Genomic DNA, 18,831 nt, shown 5'->3' on the forward strand with positions numbered 1-18,831 from the left:
ATGACCGAGAGCAGCACGGGCACGACCCGTCAGGACACGGCCGGACCGGAGCGCGGCAGAGTCCTCCTGTCGGTGCGAGATCTGGCGATCTCGTTCGACAACGAGGGCGGCAGCGTCGAGGCGATCCGCGGACTGGGCTTCGACCTGCACGAGGGCGAGGTGGTCGCGATCGTCGGCGAGTCCGGCAGCGGCAAGTCGGTGACGGCGCGCGCGATCCTCGGCCTGATGGCCCGCAACCAGCGGATCACCGCGGGCAGCATCGAGTTCTCGCACCGGAGCGACGACGGCACGGTGACCGCGAAGGACATCGCGGCGATGCCCGAGTCGGCGATCCGCCGCGAGATCTGCGGGCGCCGCATCGCGATGGTGTTCCAGGACGCCCTGACCTGCCTCGACCCGACGATGTCGGTCGGCAAGCAGGTGATGGAGGGGATCCAGGAGCACTTCGGGCTCGGCCGTCGCGAGGCGCGCGCCCGGGCCGTGGAGCTGCTCGGCGAGGTCGGCATCGACGATCCGGAGCGGCGGTTCAAGCAGTACCCCCATCAGCTCTCCGGAGGCATGTGCCAGCGGGTCAACATCGCCATCGCGCTGTCGTGCAACCCGGACGTGCTGATCTGCGACGAGCCGACGACCGCGCTCGACGTGACGATCCAGCTGCGGATCCTCGAGCTGCTGAAGCGCCTGCAGGCGGACCGTGGGCTCTCGGTGATCTTCATCACCCACGACCTCGGAGTCGTCGCGACCGTCGCCGACCACGTCAGCGTGATGTACGCCGGACGGATCATCGAGCAGGGCACCGCCGAGCAGGTCTTCTACGACCCGCGGCACCCCTACACCTGGGGCCTGCTCTCCGCGATGCCGGACCTGACCACCGACTCCCCCGAGCTGTTCGCCATCCCCGGCAGCCCGGCGAGCCTGGTGAACCGCGCGCCGGGCGACCCCTTCGCTCCGAGGAACCCGTTCGCGCTCGAGATCGACTTCGTCGAGGAGCCGCCCCTCTTCGACGTGGGCGGCGGACACCGGGTCGCCTCGTGGCTCTGCCACCCCTCCGCTCCCCCGGTCGAGATGCCGGCGCCGCTGCGCGCCAAGATCGACGCCATGCTCGCCCCCAGTGAAGGACCGACCCCGTGACCGCACTCGCTCCGACGCCCGACTCCGCGCCCGCCCTGCTCTCGGTGCGCGGCCTCACCCAGGTGTTCCGGCTGGGCCGGCGGCACCACGTGACCGCGATCGGCGGCGTCGACTTCGAGATCCGGCGCGGCGAGACCTTCGGGCTGGTCGGCGAGTCCGGCAGCGGCAAGTCCACGATCGGCCGCTCGATCATCCGGCTGATCGACCCGACCGACGGCCAGGTCGTGCTCGCGGGCCGCACGATCAGCGGCCGGCTCGACGCCGCCCAGCGCGACCACCTGCGCTCCAGCATCCAGATGATCTTTCAGAACCCGATGTCGAGCCTCAATCCGCGCAAGACCGTCTTCGACATCGTCGCGCAGGGACTCACCACCCAGCGCCGGTACTCCTCGGCGGCCGAGCGCGACGAGAAGGTCTACGCGATCCTCGAGAAGGTCGGCCTCGACCGCTCCCACGCCGACCGCTACCCGCACCAGTTCTCGGGCGGCCAGCGGCAGCGCATCGGCATCGCCCGCGCGCTCGTGATGCAGCCCGACCTCGTGATCGCGGACGAGTGCGTCTCGGCGCTCGACGTCTCGATCCAGGCGCAGGTCGTGAACCTGATGCGCGCGCTCCAGGAGGAGCTCGGCACCGCGTACCTCTTCATCGCCCACGACCTCGCGATGGTGAAGTACATCTCGGACCGCATCGGGGTCATGCACAAGGGCCACCTGGTCGAGACGGGCACGACGGCCGAGATCTTCTCCGGGCCCGTGCACCCCTACACCCGCTCGCTGCTGCGCGCCGTGCTCTCGGCCGACCCGCGCGCGATGCGCCGCCGCGCCCCCTCCGAGCCGTACGACCCGGTCGCGCTCGGGATCGACTACTCGGCCGGGAGCGTCCACGAGCTCTCGCCGACCCATCGCGTTCTGGCGACCCCGGAGGAGCTGGCGGCCTGGCGCGCATGACGGCCGCCCGGCGTCAGGACTCGTCGGCCTCGAAGCGCAGGGGCCGGTCGGCCACCGGCAGCCCGGAGTCGCGCACGGCGGCCTCGATCGCGGCGTGCCCGCCGTCGGGCGCGACGATCCGCAGGCCGTCCTCGGTCGCCCAGTAGGCGGTGACGCCGTGCTCCCCGACGAGGGTCGTGAGCAGCGCGGCAATCCGCTCCTGCTCGCCGGGACCGACGGTGATCGCGGCCCAGGGACCGGAGATCTCGACCGGGGCGCCCCGCTCCGCGCCCGCAGCGTCCCGCAGGTCCTCCGCCGCCCGGACGATCGGGAGCAGCGCGGGCAGCCCGCCGGAGACGTCCTCGAAGGAGTCGAGGGCGAAGGACCCCTCGCGGAGCGACGCGTGCAGCTCCAGGCCGCGGCCGAGCCCGTCGATCCGCTCGAGCAGGGCCGACGCGTCGACAGCGGGAGCGGGGCACGCGGCGGTCGGCTCCTCCGCGCCCGCGAAGGAGAGGGTGTTCCCGCCTGCGGACGTCGCCCGGAACGACCACAGCACCGGATCCGCGTACTCGGTCGCACAGGCCGTCGCGAGGGCGTCGGCGAGCGCCGGCTCCTCGACCGCGACCCCGACCCAGGAGGTCGGCGGGCCGAACGCCGGCGCCTCGACCCAGCGCTCGGCGCCATCGAGGGAGACTCCGGGCACCGCGGCGACCTCGCTCTTCAGACGGTCGAAGCCGGCGTCGGGCCGTGCGAACGGCGTCTCGTCGATCGTCCAGACGAGGAGCGTCAGCCCGCCGGCGGCGAGGGCCGCGGCGAGGACGCCGGCGACGGGGAGGAGGAGGCGACGGGACACGCCCCCATCCTCGCTCCCCTCCTCCGCGGCGTCACGTGAACATGGGGCGAACGGACGGTGCGTCGGCGACGACGGCTCCCGCCCGCGGCCCGGCCCGCGCCGCTACTGCCCGGCGCCCATCCCGCCGTCGATCCGGTACTGGGCGCCCGTGATGAACGAGCTCTCGTCCGAGGCGAGGAAGAGCACCAGCGCGGCGATGTCCGAGGCCTCGGCGTAGCGTCCGAGCGGGATCCCGGCCTCGTAGGCGGCACGCTGCTTCTCAGCGTCGCCGCCGCCCGCCTCGATCGAGCGCATCATCCGCGTGTTCACGGGCGACGGGTGGATCGAGTTGACCCGGACGCCGGTGCCCGCGACCTCGAGGGCCGCGCTCTTGGTGAGCCCGGCGACCCCGTGCTTCGAGGCGACGTAGGGGCTGAGGCCCGGGGCGCCGTCGAGCCCGGCGACGGAGGAGGTGTTGATCACGCTGCCCCGCCCCTGCTCGATCATCCGCGGCAGCACGGAGCGGAGCCCGAGGAAGGCACCGCGCAGGTTGATGCCGATGACGCGGTCGAAGTCCTCGGGGGCCGTGTCGACGATCGACGCCACCCTCCCCTCGATGCCGGCGTTGTTGAAGAAGACGTCGATCCCGCCGAAGGCGTCGACGGTCGCGCTCACGTAGCGGTCGACGTCGTCGGGGTCGGAGACGTCGGCGCGGACGGTGAGGACGCGCCCCTCCGCCTCGAGGCCCGCGGCCGCCTCGTCGAGCGCCGACTGGTCGATGTCGACCAGCACGACGCGGGCTCCGGCGTCCAGGAGCGCGCGGGCGGTCGCGAGGCCGATGCCTCCGGCGCCGCCGGTGATGATCGCGGTGCGGTCAGTGAAGTCGGTCATGGTGATTCCCTTCGTCGTCCGAGGTGCGGGGCGGCGGCGGTGCCGGCCCGCTCCCAGCACGCTAGGCGGCGGCCGACCGCCTGCCACGGGGGTCGACCTCCGCGGGGGTCAGGGGTTACCGGCGCAGTCCCGAGACGAGCGCGAGGAGCCCGTCCATCGACTCGACGACGAGGGGCGGGAGGTCGCCGCGCTCAGCGACGAAGGCGATCGGGGTGGTCGCGACGACGTGCCCGGCGAGCTCGCCGTCGACGTGCACGACCAGGAGGCCCGCCCCCTCGGCCTCGGGGGTGCCGACCACGACCTCCCGCTCGCCGAGGAAGCCGGTCCGCGGATCCTTCCGGGCGGAGCGGATCCACGCGGGCAGCGGCTCCTCGGCGACGTACCTCGAGAGCGCGTCCTCGAGCGACGGGCAGGTCACGTCCTCCTGCGGCAGCCCGAGGCGGTGCGCCTCGAAGCCGCCGTCGACCGGCGTGATGAAGCCGAGCACGGCCTCCGGCTCCCGCGGGTCCTCGGTGCGGGCGCGGACACGCCAGCCGTCGTCGCCGACCGGGTCGAGCTCCACGTCGTCGACGGTCGCGGGCAGTGCTGTGCGGATCACGGGTGGTCCTTCCTCGAGGGACCGTCCAGTCCACCGGACGGCGGAGGGTGCGTCACCGGGGTTGACGACGGTCGCACCACCCGCATCGAGCACGCCCGGTCCGGACGCGTCCGACTGCTCCCGCTCCGGCACAAGGCCCAGCGCGCGGGCCGCCGTCTCCGCTTGACTGGGGGCGACGCGCCGACCCTCGGCGCACCCGGGAGGCGACATGGCGAACCACCGTTTCGAGCTGCGGTCCGGCCGCGGGATGGGCGTCTCGGCGGCGGGCGATCCCGTCGCCGACCGGCTGGTGGTGTTCTGCCACCCCACTCCCGGAGCGGGCGGCTTCGACCCCGACCCCACTGTCACCGGCCCCTGGGGCCTGCACCTGCTGATCCTCGACCGCCCCGGCTACGGCGCCTCGGACCCGGTCGACGCCGCTCACGGCCGCGTCGAGGACCGCGCGGACGACCTCGCCGAGTACCTGCGCCGCTCCGAGCGCACCGCCCGCATGGTCGAGGGCGCCCGCTTCGGCAGCGTCGGCGTGGTCGGCTGGGGCTCCGGCGGCGCGTTCGCGCTCTCGCTCGCGGCCCGGCACCCCGACCTCGTGGACCGCCTCGCGCTGGTCGGCACCCCCGCGCCCCCGCAGGCCGGCGTGATCGTGCACCCCACCAGCGCGTGGGAGCGGCGCGAGACCCTCCGCGGGGAGGACGCCGACGCGATCGCCGCCGCCCTCCCGCAGACGCAGCCGGGCCTGGACGCGCTCGGGATCGACTCCGACGACCCGGTGCTCGCCACCCACGGCGGACTGCGCAACCGGCTGGAGCGGATGCTCGCCGAGGGCTGGCGGCAGGGCTCGAGCGGCGCCGCGACCGACCTCGCGGCGCTCCGCGACGGCTCCTGGGCCGACGACCTCGACCGGGTGACCGCCGAGACGCTCCTGGTCCACGGCGACGCGGACCCGGTGGCGAGCGCCGAGGACGGCCGCTGGTACCGCGGCCGCCTCGCGCGGGCGCGCACCGTGACGGTCGACGGGGCCGGCCGGCTGGCGCTGGTGCGCGAGTGGCGCCGGATCCTCGACCACGTCGCTCCGCTCGAGCGCGGGGCGGAGGGCCGATGAGCGGCCTGGGCGCGGGCCCGCTCGTGCTCGTGTCGGCGATGGCGGTCTCGGGAGTCGTGCACCTGGTGCACCCGCGGACCTTCGACGCGGTCGTCCCGCGAGGGATGCCCGGCTCGGCGCGCGGATGGGTCCTCGTCTCGGGAGCGGCGGAGCTGGTCTGCGCGGCCGCGACGCTGCACCCGCGGACCCGCGCGGCCGGCGGTCTCGCCTCCGCCGCCCTGATGGCCGCCGTCCTCCCCGGCAACGTGCAGATGGCGCGGGACGCCCGTCGGCCTGGGACCCGGGTGATCACGCTGCTGCGCCTCCCGCTCCAGATCCCGCTCGTGCTCTGGGGTCTTCAGGCGGCACGCAGCCGCTGACGCAAGCCCGCGCGGGCGCGGATCGCCCGCTGCTACCGTCCAGGCATGACCGACCAGAGCGCGGACGACCGCCACGACCAGCTGACCAGCGCCCCGAAGGCGACGGAGGCCGACGCGGCCCCGCGCATCGAGGTCTCCACCACCGAGGCCGGCGACACCCGCATCGACATCCGCGAGGACGCCGCCGTGCGTCCGGGCCGTGTCGACGAGAACGGCGACGAGCTCGACGAGAGCCGCGACGATGCCTGAGCGCCGCCGCGCCGCCCTCGTCTACAACCCCGTCAAGGTCGACCTGGAGTCCGTGAAGGCCGCTGTGAAGCGCGCCGAGGAGGCCGCCGGCTGGGAGGAGACGCTCTGGTACGAGACCTCCGTCGAGGACCCCGGAGCCGGTCAGACGAAGGAGGCCCTCGCCGCAGGCGCCGACGTCGTGATCGCGGCCGGCGGCGACGGGACGGTCCGCGTCGTGGCGGAGGCCCTCCGCGGCTCCGACGCCTCGCTCGCGCTGCTGCCCTCCGGCACCGGCAACCTGCTCGCCCGCAACCTGAACCTCACGCTCGACGACATCGACAACTCCCTGACCGTCGCGTTCTCCGGACAGGACCGGGCGATCGACGTCGGGATGATCGACATCGAGACCTCCACGGGCCGCGACCGCCACGCCTACGTCGTGATGGCGGGCCTCGGGATCGACGCGAAGATGCTCGCCAACACCGACGACGACCTCAAGAAGCGGGCCGGCTGGCTCGCCTACGTGGACGCGCTGCGGAAGGCCCTGCTCGACAAGAACCAGCTCGAGTTCCGCTACCGCCTCGACGGCTCGAAGACCCGCAAGGTGCGCGCGCACACGATCATCGTGGGCAACTGCGGCGCCCTGCCGGCGAACATCCTCCTGCTGCCGGACGCGGCCGTCGACGACGGCGAGTTCGACATCGTCCTGCTGCGCCCCGAGGGCTTCTTCGGCTGGGTGCAGATCATCTTCAAGGTGGTGTGGGAGAACGGCGTGCTCCGCCGCAGCGGCGTCGTCGGCAAGAAGCTGATGGGCCTGACCAAGGAGGTGTCGGCCCTGCGGTACGTGAAGGGCCGCGACCTCACGGTCCGCCTCGAGCACGCGCAGGAGATCGAGCTCGACGGCGATCCGTTCGGCTCGACCTCGGCGTTCCGCACCTGGATCGAGCCCGGCGGGCTGACGGTGCGCGTCCCGGCGTAGCGCCGGCGGCGGCCGGGCGGACCCGCCCGGTCCGCCTCCCGCCGGGAGAGAGGATCGTCATCCCTCCCGGCGGAGGCGTCTGCTCCGAGCAGGGCGGTGCAGTGCGGCTTCGGGTACCGCACCCCATGCACCTGCATGAACACGGCGACTGTAGTGCGGAATCCGTCGCCGACGCAACGATCCGCGGGGCTCCGGCGGCTCGAATGGGTAATTCCACCGTGCGATGCTCCGTGACCGCGACGGATTCCGCAGCTGACTCGCCCCGGCAGGAACGTGATCGCCCGTCCGTCGATCGACGGGGCTTCTCCTCGGCACGGTGCCGACACGCGCACGAAACGCCCGCCCGCTAGCGTGCGGACATGACATTCCGTGCGTCAGCCGCGCTCAGCGCGCTCGTGGCCTCCTCCCTCCTCCTCGCACCCGCCGCCATCGCCTCCCCCGCCGCCCGCGCGGGCGCCGTCGACGGGGGCACCAGCGCCGGCGATCCCTACTTCCCCGGCCTCGGCAGCAGCGGCTTCGACGCCCTCACCTACAGCCTCGTCCTGAAGTACGATCCGGCGACCCGGGCCCTCGGCGGCAGGGCCGTGGTCACCCTCGCGCCCCAGAAGGACCTGCGCTCGCTCTCCTTCGACCTGACCGGCCTCACCGTCTCGAAGGTCACCGTCAACGCCGGGGTCGCCCGGTTCTCGCAGTCGGGGGACGAGCTGACCGTCACGCCCGCCCGGACCCTCCGGAAGGGCCTGCCCGCGCTGGTGAGCATCGACTACGCCGGGACCACCGGGAACCCCGTCGACGGCACCGGGGCCCCCTTCGGCTGGTGGTCGACGGACGACGGCGCCCTGGTCGCCAGCGAGCCGGACGGCGCCTCGACCTGGTACCCCGTCAACGACTCGCCCGCCGACAAGGCGCGCTACACCTTCAGCATCACGGTCCCGGAGGGCCGGACGGTGGTCGCGAACGGCCTGCCGGTCGGCTCCCCCACCACGTCGAAGGGGTGGACGACCTCCCGCTGGGTCGAGACCAGCCCGATGGCGAGCTACCTCGCCATGGTGAACATCGGCGACTACGACCTGGTCCGCTCCACCCAGGGCGGCGTGACGACCATCGACGCGATCGACCGGGACATCACCGGCGACACCCGCGCCCGCACCGAGGCGGCGCTCGCGAAGCAGGGCGCGATCATCGACTACTTCTCCTCCGTCTTCGGCCCGTACCCGTTCCGCTCGGCCGGAGCCGTGGTCGACGACGAGCGGATCGGCTACGCCCTCGAGACCCAGGGCCGCTCGTTCTACTCCGGCGGCGCGGACGAGTCGACCGTCGCGCACGAGACCGCGCACCAGTGGTACGGCGACAGCGTCACTCCGGAGACCTGGTCCGACATCTGGCTGAACGAGGGCTTCGCGACCTACGCCGAGTGGCTCTGGGAGGAGCACACCGGCGGCGCGAGCGTCACCGAGTCCGCCGCCCGGGTCGCCGCCGCTCCCGCCGACGACCCGTTCTGGTCGACCGCCGTCGCCGACCCCGGAGCCGCGGGCCTCTTCGACGCGCCCGTCTACGCCCGCGGCGGCCTGACCCTCGTCGCCCTCCGCGACCGGATCGGCGCGGACGCGTTCGGCGTGCTGCTGAAGCGCTGGGCCTCCGAGAACCGCTACTCGAACGCGACGACCGCCGACTTCCAGGCCCTGGCCGAGAACGTCTCCGGCTCCGACCTGGCGGACTTCTTCGACACCTGGCTGCGCACGAAGGAGAAGCCCGCCGGTCTCTGACCCCCGGATCGCCGCGGCGCGGCCGGGGTGTCAAGGAGGGACGGCAGGTCGGCCCGAGCCGATACCGTCCCTCCATGGGCTTCTTCGACCGCAACGACTCCTCGACCAGCGCCGCCGCGCCGCAGCCGAGCGCACCTGATCCGCAGCGGCGGGTCTGGAGCGACGGCCTCGGCCGGTTCGCCACCCGCTGCCTCCAGGTGGTCATCGTCCTCCTGCTGGCCTCGGTGCTCGTCTTCGCGATGACGCAGCTCACGCTGGTGCTCATCCCCGTGATGATCGCGCTCATCCTCGCCGCGGCGATCCACCCGGTCCTGGCGTGGATGCGGCGCAAGGGCGTGCCGTCGATCCTCGCGACCTGGCTGGCGCTGATCGGGCTGCTCGCGGTCCTCGGCGCGGTCGGCTGGCTGATCACGGTCGCGGTCCGCAACCAGTGGGACGAGCTGGTCAGCAGCGCCTCCGACGGCATCACCTCGCTGCAGGACTACGTGCAGCACCTGCCGTTCCAGATCACCGACGAGCAGATCGAGTCCGCCCGCCAGTCGGTCGTCGACTTCCTCACCTCCAGCTCGTTCGGCAACGGCGCGCTCGCGGGCGTCTCCGCAGCGGCGAACTTCATCACCGGCCTCGTGCTGATGATCGTGGTGCTCTTCTTCTTCATGAAGGACGGCCCGAAGATCTGGGAGTTCCTCCTGCGCCCCTTCACCGGCTCGGGCTACGAGCGCGCCAAGCGCGTCGGGCACAAGACGGTGGACGTGCTGGGCGGCTACGTCCGCGGGACGGCGACCGTCGCGGCGGTCGATGCGATCGGCATCGGAGTCGCGCTGGCGATCATCCAGGTGCCGCTGGCGATCCCGCTGGCCGTCATCGTGTTCCTCACCGCGTTCATCCCGATCGTCGGCGCGACGGCCGCCGGCATCCTCGCCGCTCTCGTCGCCCTGGTCGCCAACGGCCCGGTCGCCGCGCTGATCGTGATCCTGGTCGTCATCGGGGTCAACCAGCTCGAGGGCAACTTCCTCCAGCCGGTCGTGATGGCGCGCTCGCTCAAGCTGCACCCGCTGATCGTCCTCATCGCGCTGACCGTGGGCACCGTCCTCGCCGGCATCGTCGGCGCCGTGCTGGCCGTGCCGATCGCGGCCGTCGTCTGGGGCATCGTCTCGATCTGGAACGGACCCTCCGACCCCGCCGAGCCCGCGCGGCAGAAGCGCGCCGAGACGGTCTAGGCCCCCGGGATCGTCTAGCGCGCGCCTAGCGCTCGACGATCCCGTCGCGCAGCGCCTGCCGGCGGAGCGAGATCTTCGTGCCGACGGCCAGCCCCTCCGCCCGGTACTTGCCCCGGGCGCTGCGCAGCGAGCTCCGCGCGGCGTCCTGGGTGATGCCGAGGAGCGTCGCGACCTGCTTCAGCGGCATCCCGTCGACGAAGAGGCGCACGATCTCCCGCTCGCGGTGCGTCAGGGTGCCCGGGCGATCGGCCCCGAGCAGCTCCCTGGTCTGCGCCGTCAGGAAGCGCTCGTCGCGCGCCGCCGCTCGGATCGCCGCGAGGATCGTCTCGGTCCGCTCGCTCTTGACCACGTAGCCGTGCGCCCCGGCCTCGAGCGCCCGGCTGATCGTCCCCGGCTCGGAGTGCGTGCTGATGATGATCGTGGCGGCGCCGGCGGCCGCGATGATCCGGATCTTCATGGCGAGGTCGAGCTCGTCGCCGAGGTCGATGTCGAGCAGCACCACGTCGGTCGGGAAGGCCGGGTGAGCGAGCAGGTCCGTCCAGGTGCCGGCCGTCGCCGCCACGCGGATGTCCGTGCCCGAGCGGCGGATCCACTCCGCCAGCGCCGCCAGCAGGATCGGGTGGTCGTCGAGGATGGCCAGCGTGATCGCGGGCTCGTCGCTCATGTCGTCGTCCTCCTCCGGGGGCGGTGGGCGACGAGGATCCTCGTCGCGCCGTGGTCGGTCGTCGTGCGGTGCTCGCCGAGCTCGCTGAGGATGCCCCAGACCGAGCGGTCGAGGTCGCGGGCGCGGATGCCCGCGGCGACCAGGGCGAGCTCCACCCCGCCGCCGGCGCCGGCCTCCAGGCGGACGGCCAGAGAGGGCCGGGCCGCCGGGACGGTGAGCAGCCAGAGCACCGAGAGCAGGCGCGAGCGGTCGAGCGGGGGCAGCAGCGCGGCGGCACCTCCGGGATCGTCCACCGCTACCGCGGAGGACAGCAGCGCCGACTCCTCCACGGCGATGCGCAGCCAGGTGCGGTCGTGGCTGCGGGCGAGCGCCACCCGGAGCTCGTCTCCCAGCACGCGCGCCCGCTCGCCCAGCTCCTCGTCCAGGAGCCCGGGCGTCCGGACCCGTTCGAGGAGCTCCTCGATGCGCGCGTCCACCTGGGTGAACTCGTCGCCGTCGGCCGCGTGGACGGTGCTGTCGGCCAGGCTCCGGTCGAGCGTGCGCCGCACGTACTGGTCGAGCGCGGTCAGCACGACGACGCACACGGCCGCCGGCGCGGTGGCGAGGAGGACGTTGCCCACCGCGAGGGCGGCGCCTCCGTCGCCGAGCAGCGCCTGGCCGACGAGTCCGAGCGCCGCGAGCGCGACCAGGACCACGAGGGCGAGGAACGAGCGCGAGAGCGGCTGGAAGGTGATCAGCGCGATCACGCCCGCGCCCACTCCCACGCAGACCGACGGGTAGTACATCGGTGCCGGAGTGGGCAGCGCGTGGTCGGCGAACTCGAGCAGCAGCGCGATCACGTCGACGCCGAGGACGCCCGCGAAGGCCCAGCGCGGCAGCTCGCCGTGGCGGCGCAGGGCGATCGCGGCCCCCGCCGCGCTCGCGGCGATCACGAGCAGCCAGGAGAGACCGCTCACCCAGGTCGCGGATCGGGCGTCGAGGGACCAGAGGTACGAGATCAGTCCGCGGATGTCGAGCATCACCGCCATGGTGAGGAAGCCCAGCCCGAGGTAGCTCCCGCTCAGGCGGTTCGGCCGCGTCAGGCGCTCGCGGATGCTCCACAGCGCTCCGGGGCTCCGATCCGCCGCGCGGACCAGCTCGAGGAGCGTCCCGTCCTCCGGCCCCTCCTCCTGCCGCGTCCCGCTCACAGCGGCACGCTCAGCAGCGGCACGCTCAGCAGCACGGTCGCGCCGGATCCCGGCGCCGAGAAGACCCGGACCGTGCCGCCCACCGCCTCGACGCGGCCGACGACGGACTCCGCGAGGCCCAGGCGCCCCGGCGGCACCGCGGCCGGATCGAAGCCGCGCCCCTCGTCCGTGACGACGACGCGGAGCGAGCCAGCCTCCTCCGCGACGCTCACGTGCGCCAGCGCTGCCCCGGAGTGACGGCGCACGTTCTCGAGGCACTCCCCGGTCGCGCGCACCAGGGCGTCGAGCACCTCCGCACGGATCCGCGGCTGGGCACCGCCGTGCCAGCGCACCTCGACGCCGACCTCCGCCGACCGCCGACCGAGCGCGGCGAGCGGCTCGGGCAGCCGGACGCCGGAGGCCGGCTCCGGCTCGTCCACCGCCTCCACACCGCGCAGGAGCGCGAGGTCGGCCGCCGCCCGGTCGCGCAGCACCGGAGCCGGCACTCCCTCGCCCCGATGGGCCACGAGCGTCAGGGTCGCCAGGATGGTGTCGTGCATGAGCCGCGCGTCGGCGCGGTGCCGCGACTCGGTCTCGCTGGAGCGGCGCTCGGCGTCGTGGGCCCTCCGGAGACGGGCCGTGCCGACGTGGGCCCGCGCGACGCTGCCCGCGAGCCAGCGGGCGGCCGTCAGCAGCAGGGCCCAGCAGACGACGATCGAGAGGAGGACGAACGGCGCGCGCCCGGACGCCCCCGTCGTCGCCGCCCCGAGGACCAGGACCGGGAGCAACGCCAGGACCGCGGCCCAGGGCAGGCCCCGCCAGGCGCCGACGGCGAGCATCGCGCACGGCAGCGCCATCGAGGTGAGCATCGTGATCCCGCTCAGGACGGCTCGGAGGGAGGCGTCGACGTCCGGCGAGAGGAACGCGACGAGCGCCGCGACGTCCAGCGCGAGCCCGAGGGCGACCGCCCTCGCCCCCGTCGCGACGGACCGGCTGGGCGCGAGCTGCACGAGCGCCGAGACGACGAGCAGCGCGGCGCTCGGCACCACCGTCAGCAGCTGGGCCGGAGTCAGGGCGAGCAGGTGCAGGGCTGAGGCGGCGGTGAGCACCCCGCCGGCCCGCCGAGCGCAGAGCACGCCGACCTCCCGCTGCTCGCGCAGCAGCACCGCGGCGTCGGCGGGCCGGGGAGGCAGGGGCACGGTGACCTCGGAAGGAGGGGCGGGGGCGAAGACGGGGAGGTGCGGTGGGGTCGGCGGTGGGGTCGGCGCGTTCCGAGTCGTATCGTGGCACACCGCGACCCACTCCAGCGGGCCTTCCGGCCGTCCAGCGCAGGCGGATCGGCACTCAGTGTGACGCGAGCGGTCGCGCTCGGGGGCCGTGATCCCGTAGAGTCGAGACATCTCCTGGGCGATCGCCCGAATTCCACGGCTGAGAAGTCGCACGACGACGAAGAGACTCAGCCCCTGATAGAGACCGCACCGACCGAGAGCATCGTCCTCGGTCGTCCGGTTCGAACGCCCGCCTCGCACGCGGGTACCGCCCTTCACAGGACGCCGCGGAAGCCGCGCCGTTCCTCGTTCGACCCCCGCTCCACCGGCTCGCCCGGTCCGCGGGACGTTCTCCCCCGCAGAGCCGCCCTCCCCCGGAGGCGCGAGCTCAGCCCCTAGACGACCCGGACGACTCCGGCAGACGCGTGTTTCACCCGCGGAGGCCGAGTCGAGCGGGTACCGCACACTCGTGCGGACTCTGACGACGCCGGCCCCGGTCGGCGTCATTAACACATAAGGAAAAGAAATGCCTACTGGCACCGTTAAGTGGTTCAACTCCGAAAAGGGCTTCGGCTTCATCGCTCCCGACGACGGAGGCGCCGACGTGTTCGCGCACTTCTCCGCCATCGCGAAGCAGGGCTACCGCGAGCTCGTCGAGAACCAGCACGTCGAGTACGACGTCGAGCAGGGCCGCAAGGGCCCGCAGGCCGCGAACATCCGCGGCGTCGGCGAGTAATCTCCGACTTCCGACGCCCCGTCGACCAGGATCCCCGGATCCGGTCGGCGGGGCGTCCGTCGTTGACGGGGTGATCCCGCCCCCGGCCGGCGGAGGCGAAAGCCGTGTCACCCCTCCGCGTCGCAGGATCGGTATCCTCTCCGTGGCGGCTCCCGAGCTCACGGAGCCCGCGACGCCGTCCGGGACTCCGGCGCGTCGGCACGACTTCACGGCGGAGACAATGGGACGACTGATCTACGGACCGCAATCACTCGAGATCGACTTCGAGGACCGGCTCCTCGCGCACCTCAAGGTCGCGATGTTCACCAAGATGCGGCGGAACGAGTCGTTCAGCCTCTCCTGGAGCGAGCCGGAGTCGTCCGGCTACGGCCGAAGCTCCGTCTGGGTGCACCCGACGACTCCGCTGCACTTCCGGTTCCACGGCAGCAAGCGGCCGTCGCTGAACCGCCTGTGGATCGAGCAGTTCATCGCGAGCGCGAACAACACCGGCGAGATGACCGTGGTGCCGGAGCCGGCCGAGGGCTCCTGACCCGCGACGCTCCTCAGACCACGAGCGGCCGGGCCGTGTGCACGAGCTCCTCGTGCGGCAGGGCTCGGAGACGCTCGGCGATCTCGGCACGGGCGCCCGCGTCGACCGACGCCCGGGCGTGCTCCTGCGGCCGCAGCGGCGTGAGGGTGACCAGGTCGGCGTGACCGGTCGCCAGGTCGAGCCGCTCGGGCAGGCCGGGGCTGCGCAGACCCAGGAGGACGCCGACGGTGCCCTGCTCATCGGTCCAGGCGGGCGGCGCCGCGACGTTCGCGAGCCGCGCCGTGTCGAGGGAGCTGCGGCAGCACACCCCCTGGAGGGCGGCCCGTCGGGCGGCCTCGTACAGCAGGCGGAAGTGCCAGTGGTTCCAGAGCTCGGCGGTGGGGACGCCGCGGACGGCGGACGTCTCGAGGCACAGCTCGAGGCCGAGACCGGTGCCGGGATGCTCGAGCCGGTCGAAGGGATCGCTCAGCCCGTCGGTAGCGAGCACCACGGAGGCGCCGCGGTCGACGCGCAGGAACGCACGGTGATCGGTGGGCCAGCGCGCGCCGCCGCGGACGCCGGGATCCTCGGTCGAGACGACGACGGTGCGATCGAGCGCACCCACTCCGCGCCAGGCGTCGGCCCGGTCCTCCGCCACCGCCTCGGCCAGCGCCCGCCTCTCGTCCTCGGTCCATCGGACCTCACGAGTGCGGTTCAGGAACAACGACATGGGACTCCCCGTCCGCGCGACCGGCGTGCCGCGCTCCCGGAACGCTACGGCGCCCACCCCTGCTCCTCCTCCGAGCAACCGGAACGCCAGCTGTGTGCGGTGTTCACTCCCGCGGCGGTCCCCGCCCGCCGCGGCGCGGTCGGCTCCCAGGAGTGGCCGGGCAGGTGGAGCGGGTCGCGTCCGGCTACGCCGAAACGCTGGAACGCGTTTCGACGGTTCGCCTCGCGGCGGTGTTCGATCCCGCGGCGGTCCCCGCCCGCCGCGGCGCAGTCGGCTCCCAGGAGTGGCCCGGCAAGTGGAGCGGGTCGCGACCGGCTACGCCGAAACGCTGGAACGCGTTTCGACGGTTCGCCTCACGGCGCGCCGCCGTGGCCGTGGATGGAGGAGTCGATGACCCGCGCGGCCGGGCGTCCACCGCCGCTGTGTCCGCGAGGCGAACCGGCGGAACGCGTGTCAGCGTTCCGTCGTAGCTGGACGCAGGACGCTCCACCCGCCCGGCCATCCCGAGTAGCCGACTGCGCCGCGGCGGGCGGGGGACCGCCGCGGAAGAAGGCTCAACCCAGCGGGTTGATGCCGTTGGTGCGCCAGCGCTCGTCGGCGAGCTGGCCGGGGGTGCCGGCGCTCGCGTTCTCGCCCAGGGGCTCGCCGCCCTCGATCGCGTCGGCGCCGAGCGCGGTGCCGGCTCCCTCGGCGGTGCTGCCGGGGGGAAGCAGGCCCTCCTCGTCCTCGCGGGGGCCGACCTCGTCCTCGGGGGCGTTCTCGGAGCCGCTCTCGCTCATCGGGTCGTAGCCGTGGTCCGGGTCGCGGCTCTCGTCGGCCGTCGCGTTCTCCTCGACCTCGGCGTCGGCGGGACGGACGTCGTCGGCCTTCTCCGCATCGGTGGAGGGGGTGGCCTCGAAGCCTGCGAACTCGGGGCTGTCGTCTGCGCTCATGGCCGCCACGGTAGCACCGGGCCCGCGGGCACCGGAGGGGGTTCCGCCGGGCTCCCGCGACGCCTCCGCTCAGCGGCCACGCCCTAGGCTCGGGGGGCTGGCACGGACGACGGGAGCGACATGCGACGACTCGGGTACGACAGGTTCGGCGGGCCCGATCTGCTCTCGTGGCGGGAAGCGCCGGTGCCCATGCCGGGTCGCGGCGAGGTCCTGGTGCGCACGCGCGCGGCGAGCATCAACGCGACCGACGAGAAGATCCTGTCCGGCTCCGCGCGGATCATGGCCGTCGGCCGCTCCCGTCCCTACGGGTTCGGGCTCGACATCGCCGGCACCGTCGAGGCGCTCGGCCCGGGGTCGCACTCGGTCGCGATCGGCGACCGCGTGGTGGGGATGACCCGCGACGGCGACGCCTTCGCCGACGCGTCCATCGCGCGCAGCCGCTCGCTCGTCCCGATGCCCGACTCCCTCGGCTTCGTCGAGGCCGTCACGCTCGCGATGTCGGGCGGCACCGCGGTGGGCCTGGTGGACGCACTGCACGTGCGCGCCGGCGAGCGCGTCCTCGTCAGCGGCGGCTCGGGAGCCATCGGCGATCCGACGATCCAGCTGCTGGTGCGGGCGGGCTGCACGGTCGCGGCCACCGGCTCGGCCGCCTCCGCCGACCTGCTCCGCTCGCTCGGCGCCGAGCCGCACGACTACCGCGCGCTCGACCTCGGGGTGCTGGGCGGCCGCTTCGACGTGGTCGTCGACGTCTCCGGCCACCTGCCGGTCGACGACGCGGCGATCCTCCTGGCCGAGGGCGGGCGCATCGCGACGCTGGTGCCGAGCGGTCCGGCGCTGGTCTCGCAGGCGACGGGCCTCGTCCGCCGCGACCGCCCGCGGGTGCGCAACATGATCGTGGTGGCGACGGCGGAGCGGATCGGGCGCGCGGTCTCGCTCGCCGCCTCCGGCGAGCTGCGGCCCCGGCCGGGCGCCGTGCATCCGCTGGGCGACGTCGTCGACGTGCTGTCGCGCCGAGCGACCGGCGCCGACCGCACGATCGGCAAGATCGTCTTCACCGCCGACGACTCGGCTCCGCTGAGCTGACCTCCGGCTCCTCCTCCTCTGCCGGGCGGCCGAGCGAGAGCGTGGCCAGGAAGCCGACGGCGAGGAACCCGGCGGCGGCGAAGGCCGCGTAGCGGGTGCCGTCCGAGAACGCCTCGCCCGCCGCCCGGGCCGCGTCGGCGGTGTCCGGTGAGGCGGCCAGCCCGGCGATCGCGGCGCCGGAGGAGTCGACCACCGCGTCGACGGTGCTCGCGACCTGCTCCGCGGGGAGGCCCTGCTGCTCGAGCGAGGTCGTGAGGACCCCCGCGGTCGAGGTGTAGAGGATCGTCCCGAGCACGGCGATGCCCAGCGCCGAGCCGATCTGCCGCGCGGTCGACTGCGTGCCCGAGCCCTGCCCGCTGAGCTCGACGGGCACGTCCCGGAGCACGACCCCGGTCAGCTGCGCCGTCGCGAGGCCGACGCCGAAGCCGTAGACGGCGAGGAACGGGACGAGGGCCCACCACGGGGTGGAGTCGGAGACGACCAGGCCGATGCCCGCGACGCCGACGATCTCGGCCGCGAGACCCACCCGCACGATCAGCACCGGCGCGACCCTGTTGCCGAAGGCGCCGGCGAAGCCCGAGGCGACGAAGGAGCCGAGCGCGAGCGCGAGGAGCACCAGGCCGGTCTGCACGGCCGTGTAGCCGAGGACGCTCTGGAGCCAGATCGGCAGCGCCAGGATGATCCCGAACTCGCCGAGCGAGACGATCATCGCGGCGAGGTTGCCGTTGCGGAACGAGGCGAGGCGGAAGAGCCCGATCGCGAGCATCGCCGAGCGCCCGGCGCGCTCGCGGGCCCGCGCCCAGAGGACGAAGGCGACCCCGGCGAGCACCGCGACGGCGAACGCGATCGGGACCGGTGAGAGGCCGAGCGGCCAGCTCCAGCCGCCGACGCTCAGCCGCTCGTCGACGCCCCACCAGCCGAGGGTGCGCCCCTCGATGAGGGCGAACACGAGGGAGGCGGAGGCGATGATCGAGAGCGCGGCGCCGACGAGGTCGACCCTCCGCCCGTCGGGCTGCCGCGACTCGTCGACGAACAGCAGCGCTCCGACCACGATGATCACGCCGAGCGGGATGTTGATGCCGAACGCCCAGCGCCAGGAGAAGTCGGTGGTGAGCCAGCCGCCGAGCAGCGGGCCGACCGCGGTCATGCCGCCGATGGTCGAGCCCCAGACGGCGAAGGCGATGGCGCGCTCGCGCCCGCGGAAGGTGGCGTTGATCAGCGAGAGGGTCGTCGGCAGCACCATCGCTCCTCCGACGCCCTGCACGACCCGGGAGAGGATCAGCAGGTCGCCGGTCGGAGCGAGGGCCGCCGCGACGGAGGAGAGCGCGAAGAGCGAGACGCCGACGATCAGCATGCGGCGCCGGCCCCAGCGGTCGGCGAGGGTGCCGAAGACCAGCAGGAGCGCGGCGAACACGAGCGTGTACGACTCCTGCACCCACTGCACCTGGGTCGAGGTGATCCCGAGATCGGCGACGATCGACGGGATGGCGACGTTGACGATGGTCGAGTCGACGATGATCGTCGCCACTCCGAGGCTGATGACGACCAGCCCGATCCACTTGCGGTTGCGCACGACGCTCTCCTCCGACGATTTAGTAAGCCAGCTGACTATATGCCCGCGGAGGGCGCCGTGTCGAAGGGAGGGCCTGGAAGATTAGCGGGAGGCGGGCGCGGCGACAAGGGCGCGAAGCTCCCGGAGCCGCCCGGTCAGGATG

Annotated in this window: 20 protein-coding genes; 11 read left to right on the forward strand and 9 right to left on the reverse strand. The window is 73.6% G+C overall.

Translation table 11 applies throughout. The annotated features are described in order from the left end of the window. On the forward strand, positions 1–1,131 hold the full coding sequence (locus tag C5C25_RS05135; RefSeq protein ID WP_104249940.1) for an ABC transporter ATP-binding protein: 1,131 nt from the start codon (positions 1–3) through the stop codon (positions 1,129–1,131). Then, entirely contained in the window at positions 1,128–2,078 is a 951-nt protein-coding gene (locus tag C5C25_RS05140) for an ABC transporter ATP-binding protein (protein WP_104249941.1), read from the forward strand. The genes C5C25_RS05135 and C5C25_RS05140 overlap by 4 nt, the downstream gene beginning before the upstream one ends. A 13-nt stretch (positions 2,079–2,091) precedes the next feature. On the opposite strand, the gene C5C25_RS05145 is transcribed toward C5C25_RS05140, so the two are convergent. From C5C25_RS05145 to C5C25_RS05155, 3 genes are all read right to left on the reverse strand, one after another. After that, on the reverse strand, positions 2,092–2,910 hold the full coding sequence (locus tag C5C25_RS05145) for a hypothetical protein (RefSeq protein WP_104249942.1): 819 nt from the start codon (positions 2,908–2,910) through the stop codon (positions 2,092–2,094). Between the two features lie 102 nt (positions 2,911–3,012). Continuing rightward, a complete protein-coding gene (locus C5C25_RS05150) occupies positions 3,013–3,780 on the reverse strand; it encodes an SDR family NAD(P)-dependent oxidoreductase (protein ID WP_104226110.1) in 768 nt (255 codons plus the stop codon). 115 nt (positions 3,781–3,895) lie between these two features. Next, positions 3,896–4,378 carry a hypothetical protein gene (locus C5C25_RS05155; RefSeq protein ID WP_104246946.1) on the reverse strand — a complete coding sequence of 161 codons (483 nt, stop codon included), beginning with the start codon at positions 4,376–4,378 and terminating at the stop codon, positions 3,896–3,898. Between the two features lie 208 nt (positions 4,379–4,586). Between C5C25_RS05155 and C5C25_RS05160 the strand changes: the two genes are divergently transcribed. From C5C25_RS05160 to C5C25_RS05185, 6 genes are all read left to right on the forward strand, one after another. Then, positions 4,587–5,477: an alpha/beta fold hydrolase gene (locus C5C25_RS05160; protein ID WP_104246947.1), complete on the forward strand. Its 891-nt coding sequence runs from the start codon at positions 4,587–4,589 to the stop codon at positions 5,475–5,477. After that, entirely contained in the window at positions 5,474–5,836 is a 363-nt protein-coding gene (locus C5C25_RS05165; RefSeq protein WP_181133634.1) for a hypothetical protein, read from the forward strand. Before C5C25_RS05160 ends, C5C25_RS05165 begins: the two co-directional genes overlap by 4 nt. 45 nt (positions 5,837–5,881) lie before the next feature. Beyond that, a complete protein-coding gene (locus C5C25_RS05170; protein ID WP_104222930.1) occupies positions 5,882–6,085 on the forward strand; it encodes a multidrug transporter in 204 nt (67 codons plus the stop codon). Beyond that, positions 6,078–7,043 carry a diacylglycerol kinase family protein gene (locus C5C25_RS05175; RefSeq protein ID WP_104222931.1) on the forward strand — a complete coding sequence of 322 codons (966 nt, stop codon included), beginning with the start codon at positions 6,078–6,080 and terminating at the stop codon, positions 7,041–7,043. Before C5C25_RS05170 ends, C5C25_RS05175 begins: the two co-directional genes overlap by 8 nt. A 359-nt stretch (positions 7,044–7,402) precedes the next feature. Next, positions 7,403–8,809, forward strand: coding sequence for a M1 family metallopeptidase (locus C5C25_RS05180; protein ID WP_104249943.1), 1,407 nt, complete (start codon positions 7,403–7,405; stop codon positions 8,807–8,809). Between the two features lie 74 nt (positions 8,810–8,883). Further along, entirely contained in the window at positions 8,884–10,029 is a 1,146-nt protein-coding gene (locus C5C25_RS05185) for an AI-2E family transporter (protein ID WP_104233055.1), read from the forward strand. A gap of 25 nt (positions 10,030–10,054) precedes the next feature. Here the strand turns inward: C5C25_RS05185 and C5C25_RS05190 are convergent, their stop codons facing one another. The 3 genes from C5C25_RS05190 to C5C25_RS05200 are packed head-to-tail and all read right to left on the reverse strand — an operon-like array spanning position 10,055 to position 13,058. Then, complete coding sequence (locus C5C25_RS05190) at positions 10,055–10,693, reverse strand: response regulator (protein ID WP_104246949.1); 639 nt, start codon at positions 10,691–10,693, stop codon at positions 10,055–10,057. Further along, positions 10,690–11,880 carry a hypothetical protein gene (locus tag C5C25_RS05195; protein ID WP_104249944.1) on the reverse strand — a complete coding sequence of 397 codons (1,191 nt, stop codon included), beginning with the start codon at positions 11,878–11,880 and terminating at the stop codon, positions 10,690–10,692. The genes C5C25_RS05190 and C5C25_RS05195 overlap by 4 nt, the downstream gene beginning before the upstream one ends. Further along, positions 11,877–13,058 (reverse strand): sensor histidine kinase, encoded by a 1,182-nt coding sequence (locus C5C25_RS05200; protein WP_104249945.1) that lies wholly within the window; start codon positions 13,056–13,058, stop codon positions 11,877–11,879. Before C5C25_RS05200 ends, C5C25_RS05195 begins: the two co-directional genes overlap by 4 nt. Positions 13,059–13,653: 595 nt before the next feature. On the opposite strand from C5C25_RS05200, the gene C5C25_RS05205 reads away from it, so the two are divergent. Continuing rightward, positions 13,654–13,863, forward strand: a complete 210-nt coding sequence (locus C5C25_RS05205; protein WP_055786246.1) for a cold-shock protein — start codon at positions 13,654–13,656, stop codon at positions 13,861–13,863. A 220-nt stretch (positions 13,864–14,083) separates the two neighbouring features. Further along, the gene (locus C5C25_RS05210; protein ID WP_104226101.1) at positions 14,084–14,392 is read left to right on the forward strand and encodes a hypothetical protein; all 309 of its coding nucleotides are present in this window, start codon (positions 14,084–14,086) and stop codon (positions 14,390–14,392) included. Between the two features lie 13 nt (positions 14,393–14,405). Here C5C25_RS05210 and C5C25_RS05215 read toward each other — a convergent pair whose 3' ends face one another. Together C5C25_RS05215 and C5C25_RS05220 are read right to left on the reverse strand one after the other, a co-directional pair. Next, positions 14,406–15,101 (reverse strand): hypothetical protein, encoded by a 696-nt coding sequence (locus C5C25_RS05215; RefSeq protein WP_104249946.1) that lies wholly within the window; start codon positions 15,099–15,101, stop codon positions 14,406–14,408. 554 nt (positions 15,102–15,655) lie between these two features. Then, on the reverse strand, positions 15,656–16,033 hold the full coding sequence (locus tag C5C25_RS05220; RefSeq protein WP_146079428.1) for a hypothetical protein: 378 nt from the start codon (positions 16,031–16,033) through the stop codon (positions 15,656–15,658). Between the two features lie 120 nt (positions 16,034–16,153). Between C5C25_RS05220 and C5C25_RS05225 the strand changes: the two genes are divergently transcribed. Next, on the forward strand, positions 16,154–17,116 hold the full coding sequence (locus C5C25_RS05225; RefSeq protein WP_104226099.1) for an NADP-dependent oxidoreductase: 963 nt from the start codon (positions 16,154–16,156) through the stop codon (positions 17,114–17,116). Here the strand turns inward: C5C25_RS05225 and C5C25_RS05230 are convergent. Beyond that, positions 17,085–18,689 carry a DHA2 family efflux MFS transporter permease subunit gene (locus tag C5C25_RS05230; RefSeq protein ID WP_104246954.1) on the reverse strand — a complete coding sequence of 535 codons (1,605 nt, stop codon included), beginning with the start codon at positions 18,687–18,689 and terminating at the stop codon, positions 17,085–17,087. The two genes, C5C25_RS05225 and C5C25_RS05230, sit on opposite strands and share 32 nt — an antisense overlap. Positions 18,690–18,831: the final 142 nt, after the last annotated feature.

Source organism: Rathayibacter sp. AY2B9, assembly GCF_002931595.1.
Lineage (GTDB): Bacteria > Actinomycetota > Actinomycetes > Actinomycetales > Microbacteriaceae > Rathayibacter.

Coding starts and splice junctions, on each gene's coding strand:
- C5C25_RS05170 (WP_104222930.1), top strand. CDS start 5,882: ATGACCGACCAGAGCGCGGACGACCGCCACGACCAGCTGACCAGCGCC.
- C5C25_RS05225 (WP_104226099.1), top strand. CDS start 16,154: ATGCGACGACTCGGGTACGACAGGTTCGGCGGGCCCGATCTGCTCTCG.
- C5C25_RS05190 (WP_104246949.1), bottom strand. CDS start 10,693: ATGAGCGACGAGCCCGCGATCACGCTGGCCATCCTCGACGACCACCCG.
- C5C25_RS05160 (WP_104246947.1), top strand. CDS start 4,587: ATGGCGAACCACCGTTTCGAGCTGCGGTCCGGCCGCGGGATGGGCGTC.
- C5C25_RS05210 (WP_104226101.1), top strand. CDS start 14,084: ATGGGACGACTGATCTACGGACCGCAATCACTCGAGATCGACTTCGAG.
- C5C25_RS05185 (WP_104233055.1), top strand. CDS start 8,884: ATGGGCTTCTTCGACCGCAACGACTCCTCGACCAGCGCCGCCGCGCCG.
- C5C25_RS05215 (WP_104249946.1), bottom strand. CDS start 15,101: ATGTCGTTGTTCCTGAACCGCACTCGTGAGGTCCGATGGACCGAGGAC.
- C5C25_RS05165 (WP_181133634.1), top strand. CDS start 5,474: ATGAGCGGCCTGGGCGCGGGCCCGCTCGTGCTCGTGTCGGCGATGGCG.
- C5C25_RS05180 (WP_104249943.1), top strand. CDS start 7,403: ATGACATTCCGTGCGTCAGCCGCGCTCAGCGCGCTCGTGGCCTCCTCC.
- C5C25_RS05175 (WP_104222931.1), top strand. CDS start 6,078: ATGCCTGAGCGCCGCCGCGCCGCCCTCGTCTACAACCCCGTCAAGGTC.
- C5C25_RS05205 (WP_055786246.1), top strand. CDS start 13,654: ATGCCTACTGGCACCGTTAAGTGGTTCAACTCCGAAAAGGGCTTCGGC.
- C5C25_RS05220 (WP_146079428.1), bottom strand. CDS start 16,033: ATGAGCGCAGACGACAGCCCCGAGTTCGCAGGCTTCGAGGCCACCCCC.
- C5C25_RS05150 (WP_104226110.1), bottom strand. CDS start 3,780: ATGACCGACTTCACTGACCGCACCGCGATCATCACCGGCGGCGCCGGA.
- C5C25_RS05135 (WP_104249940.1), top strand. CDS start 1: ATGACCGAGAGCAGCACGGGCACGACCCGTCAGGACACGGCCGGACCG.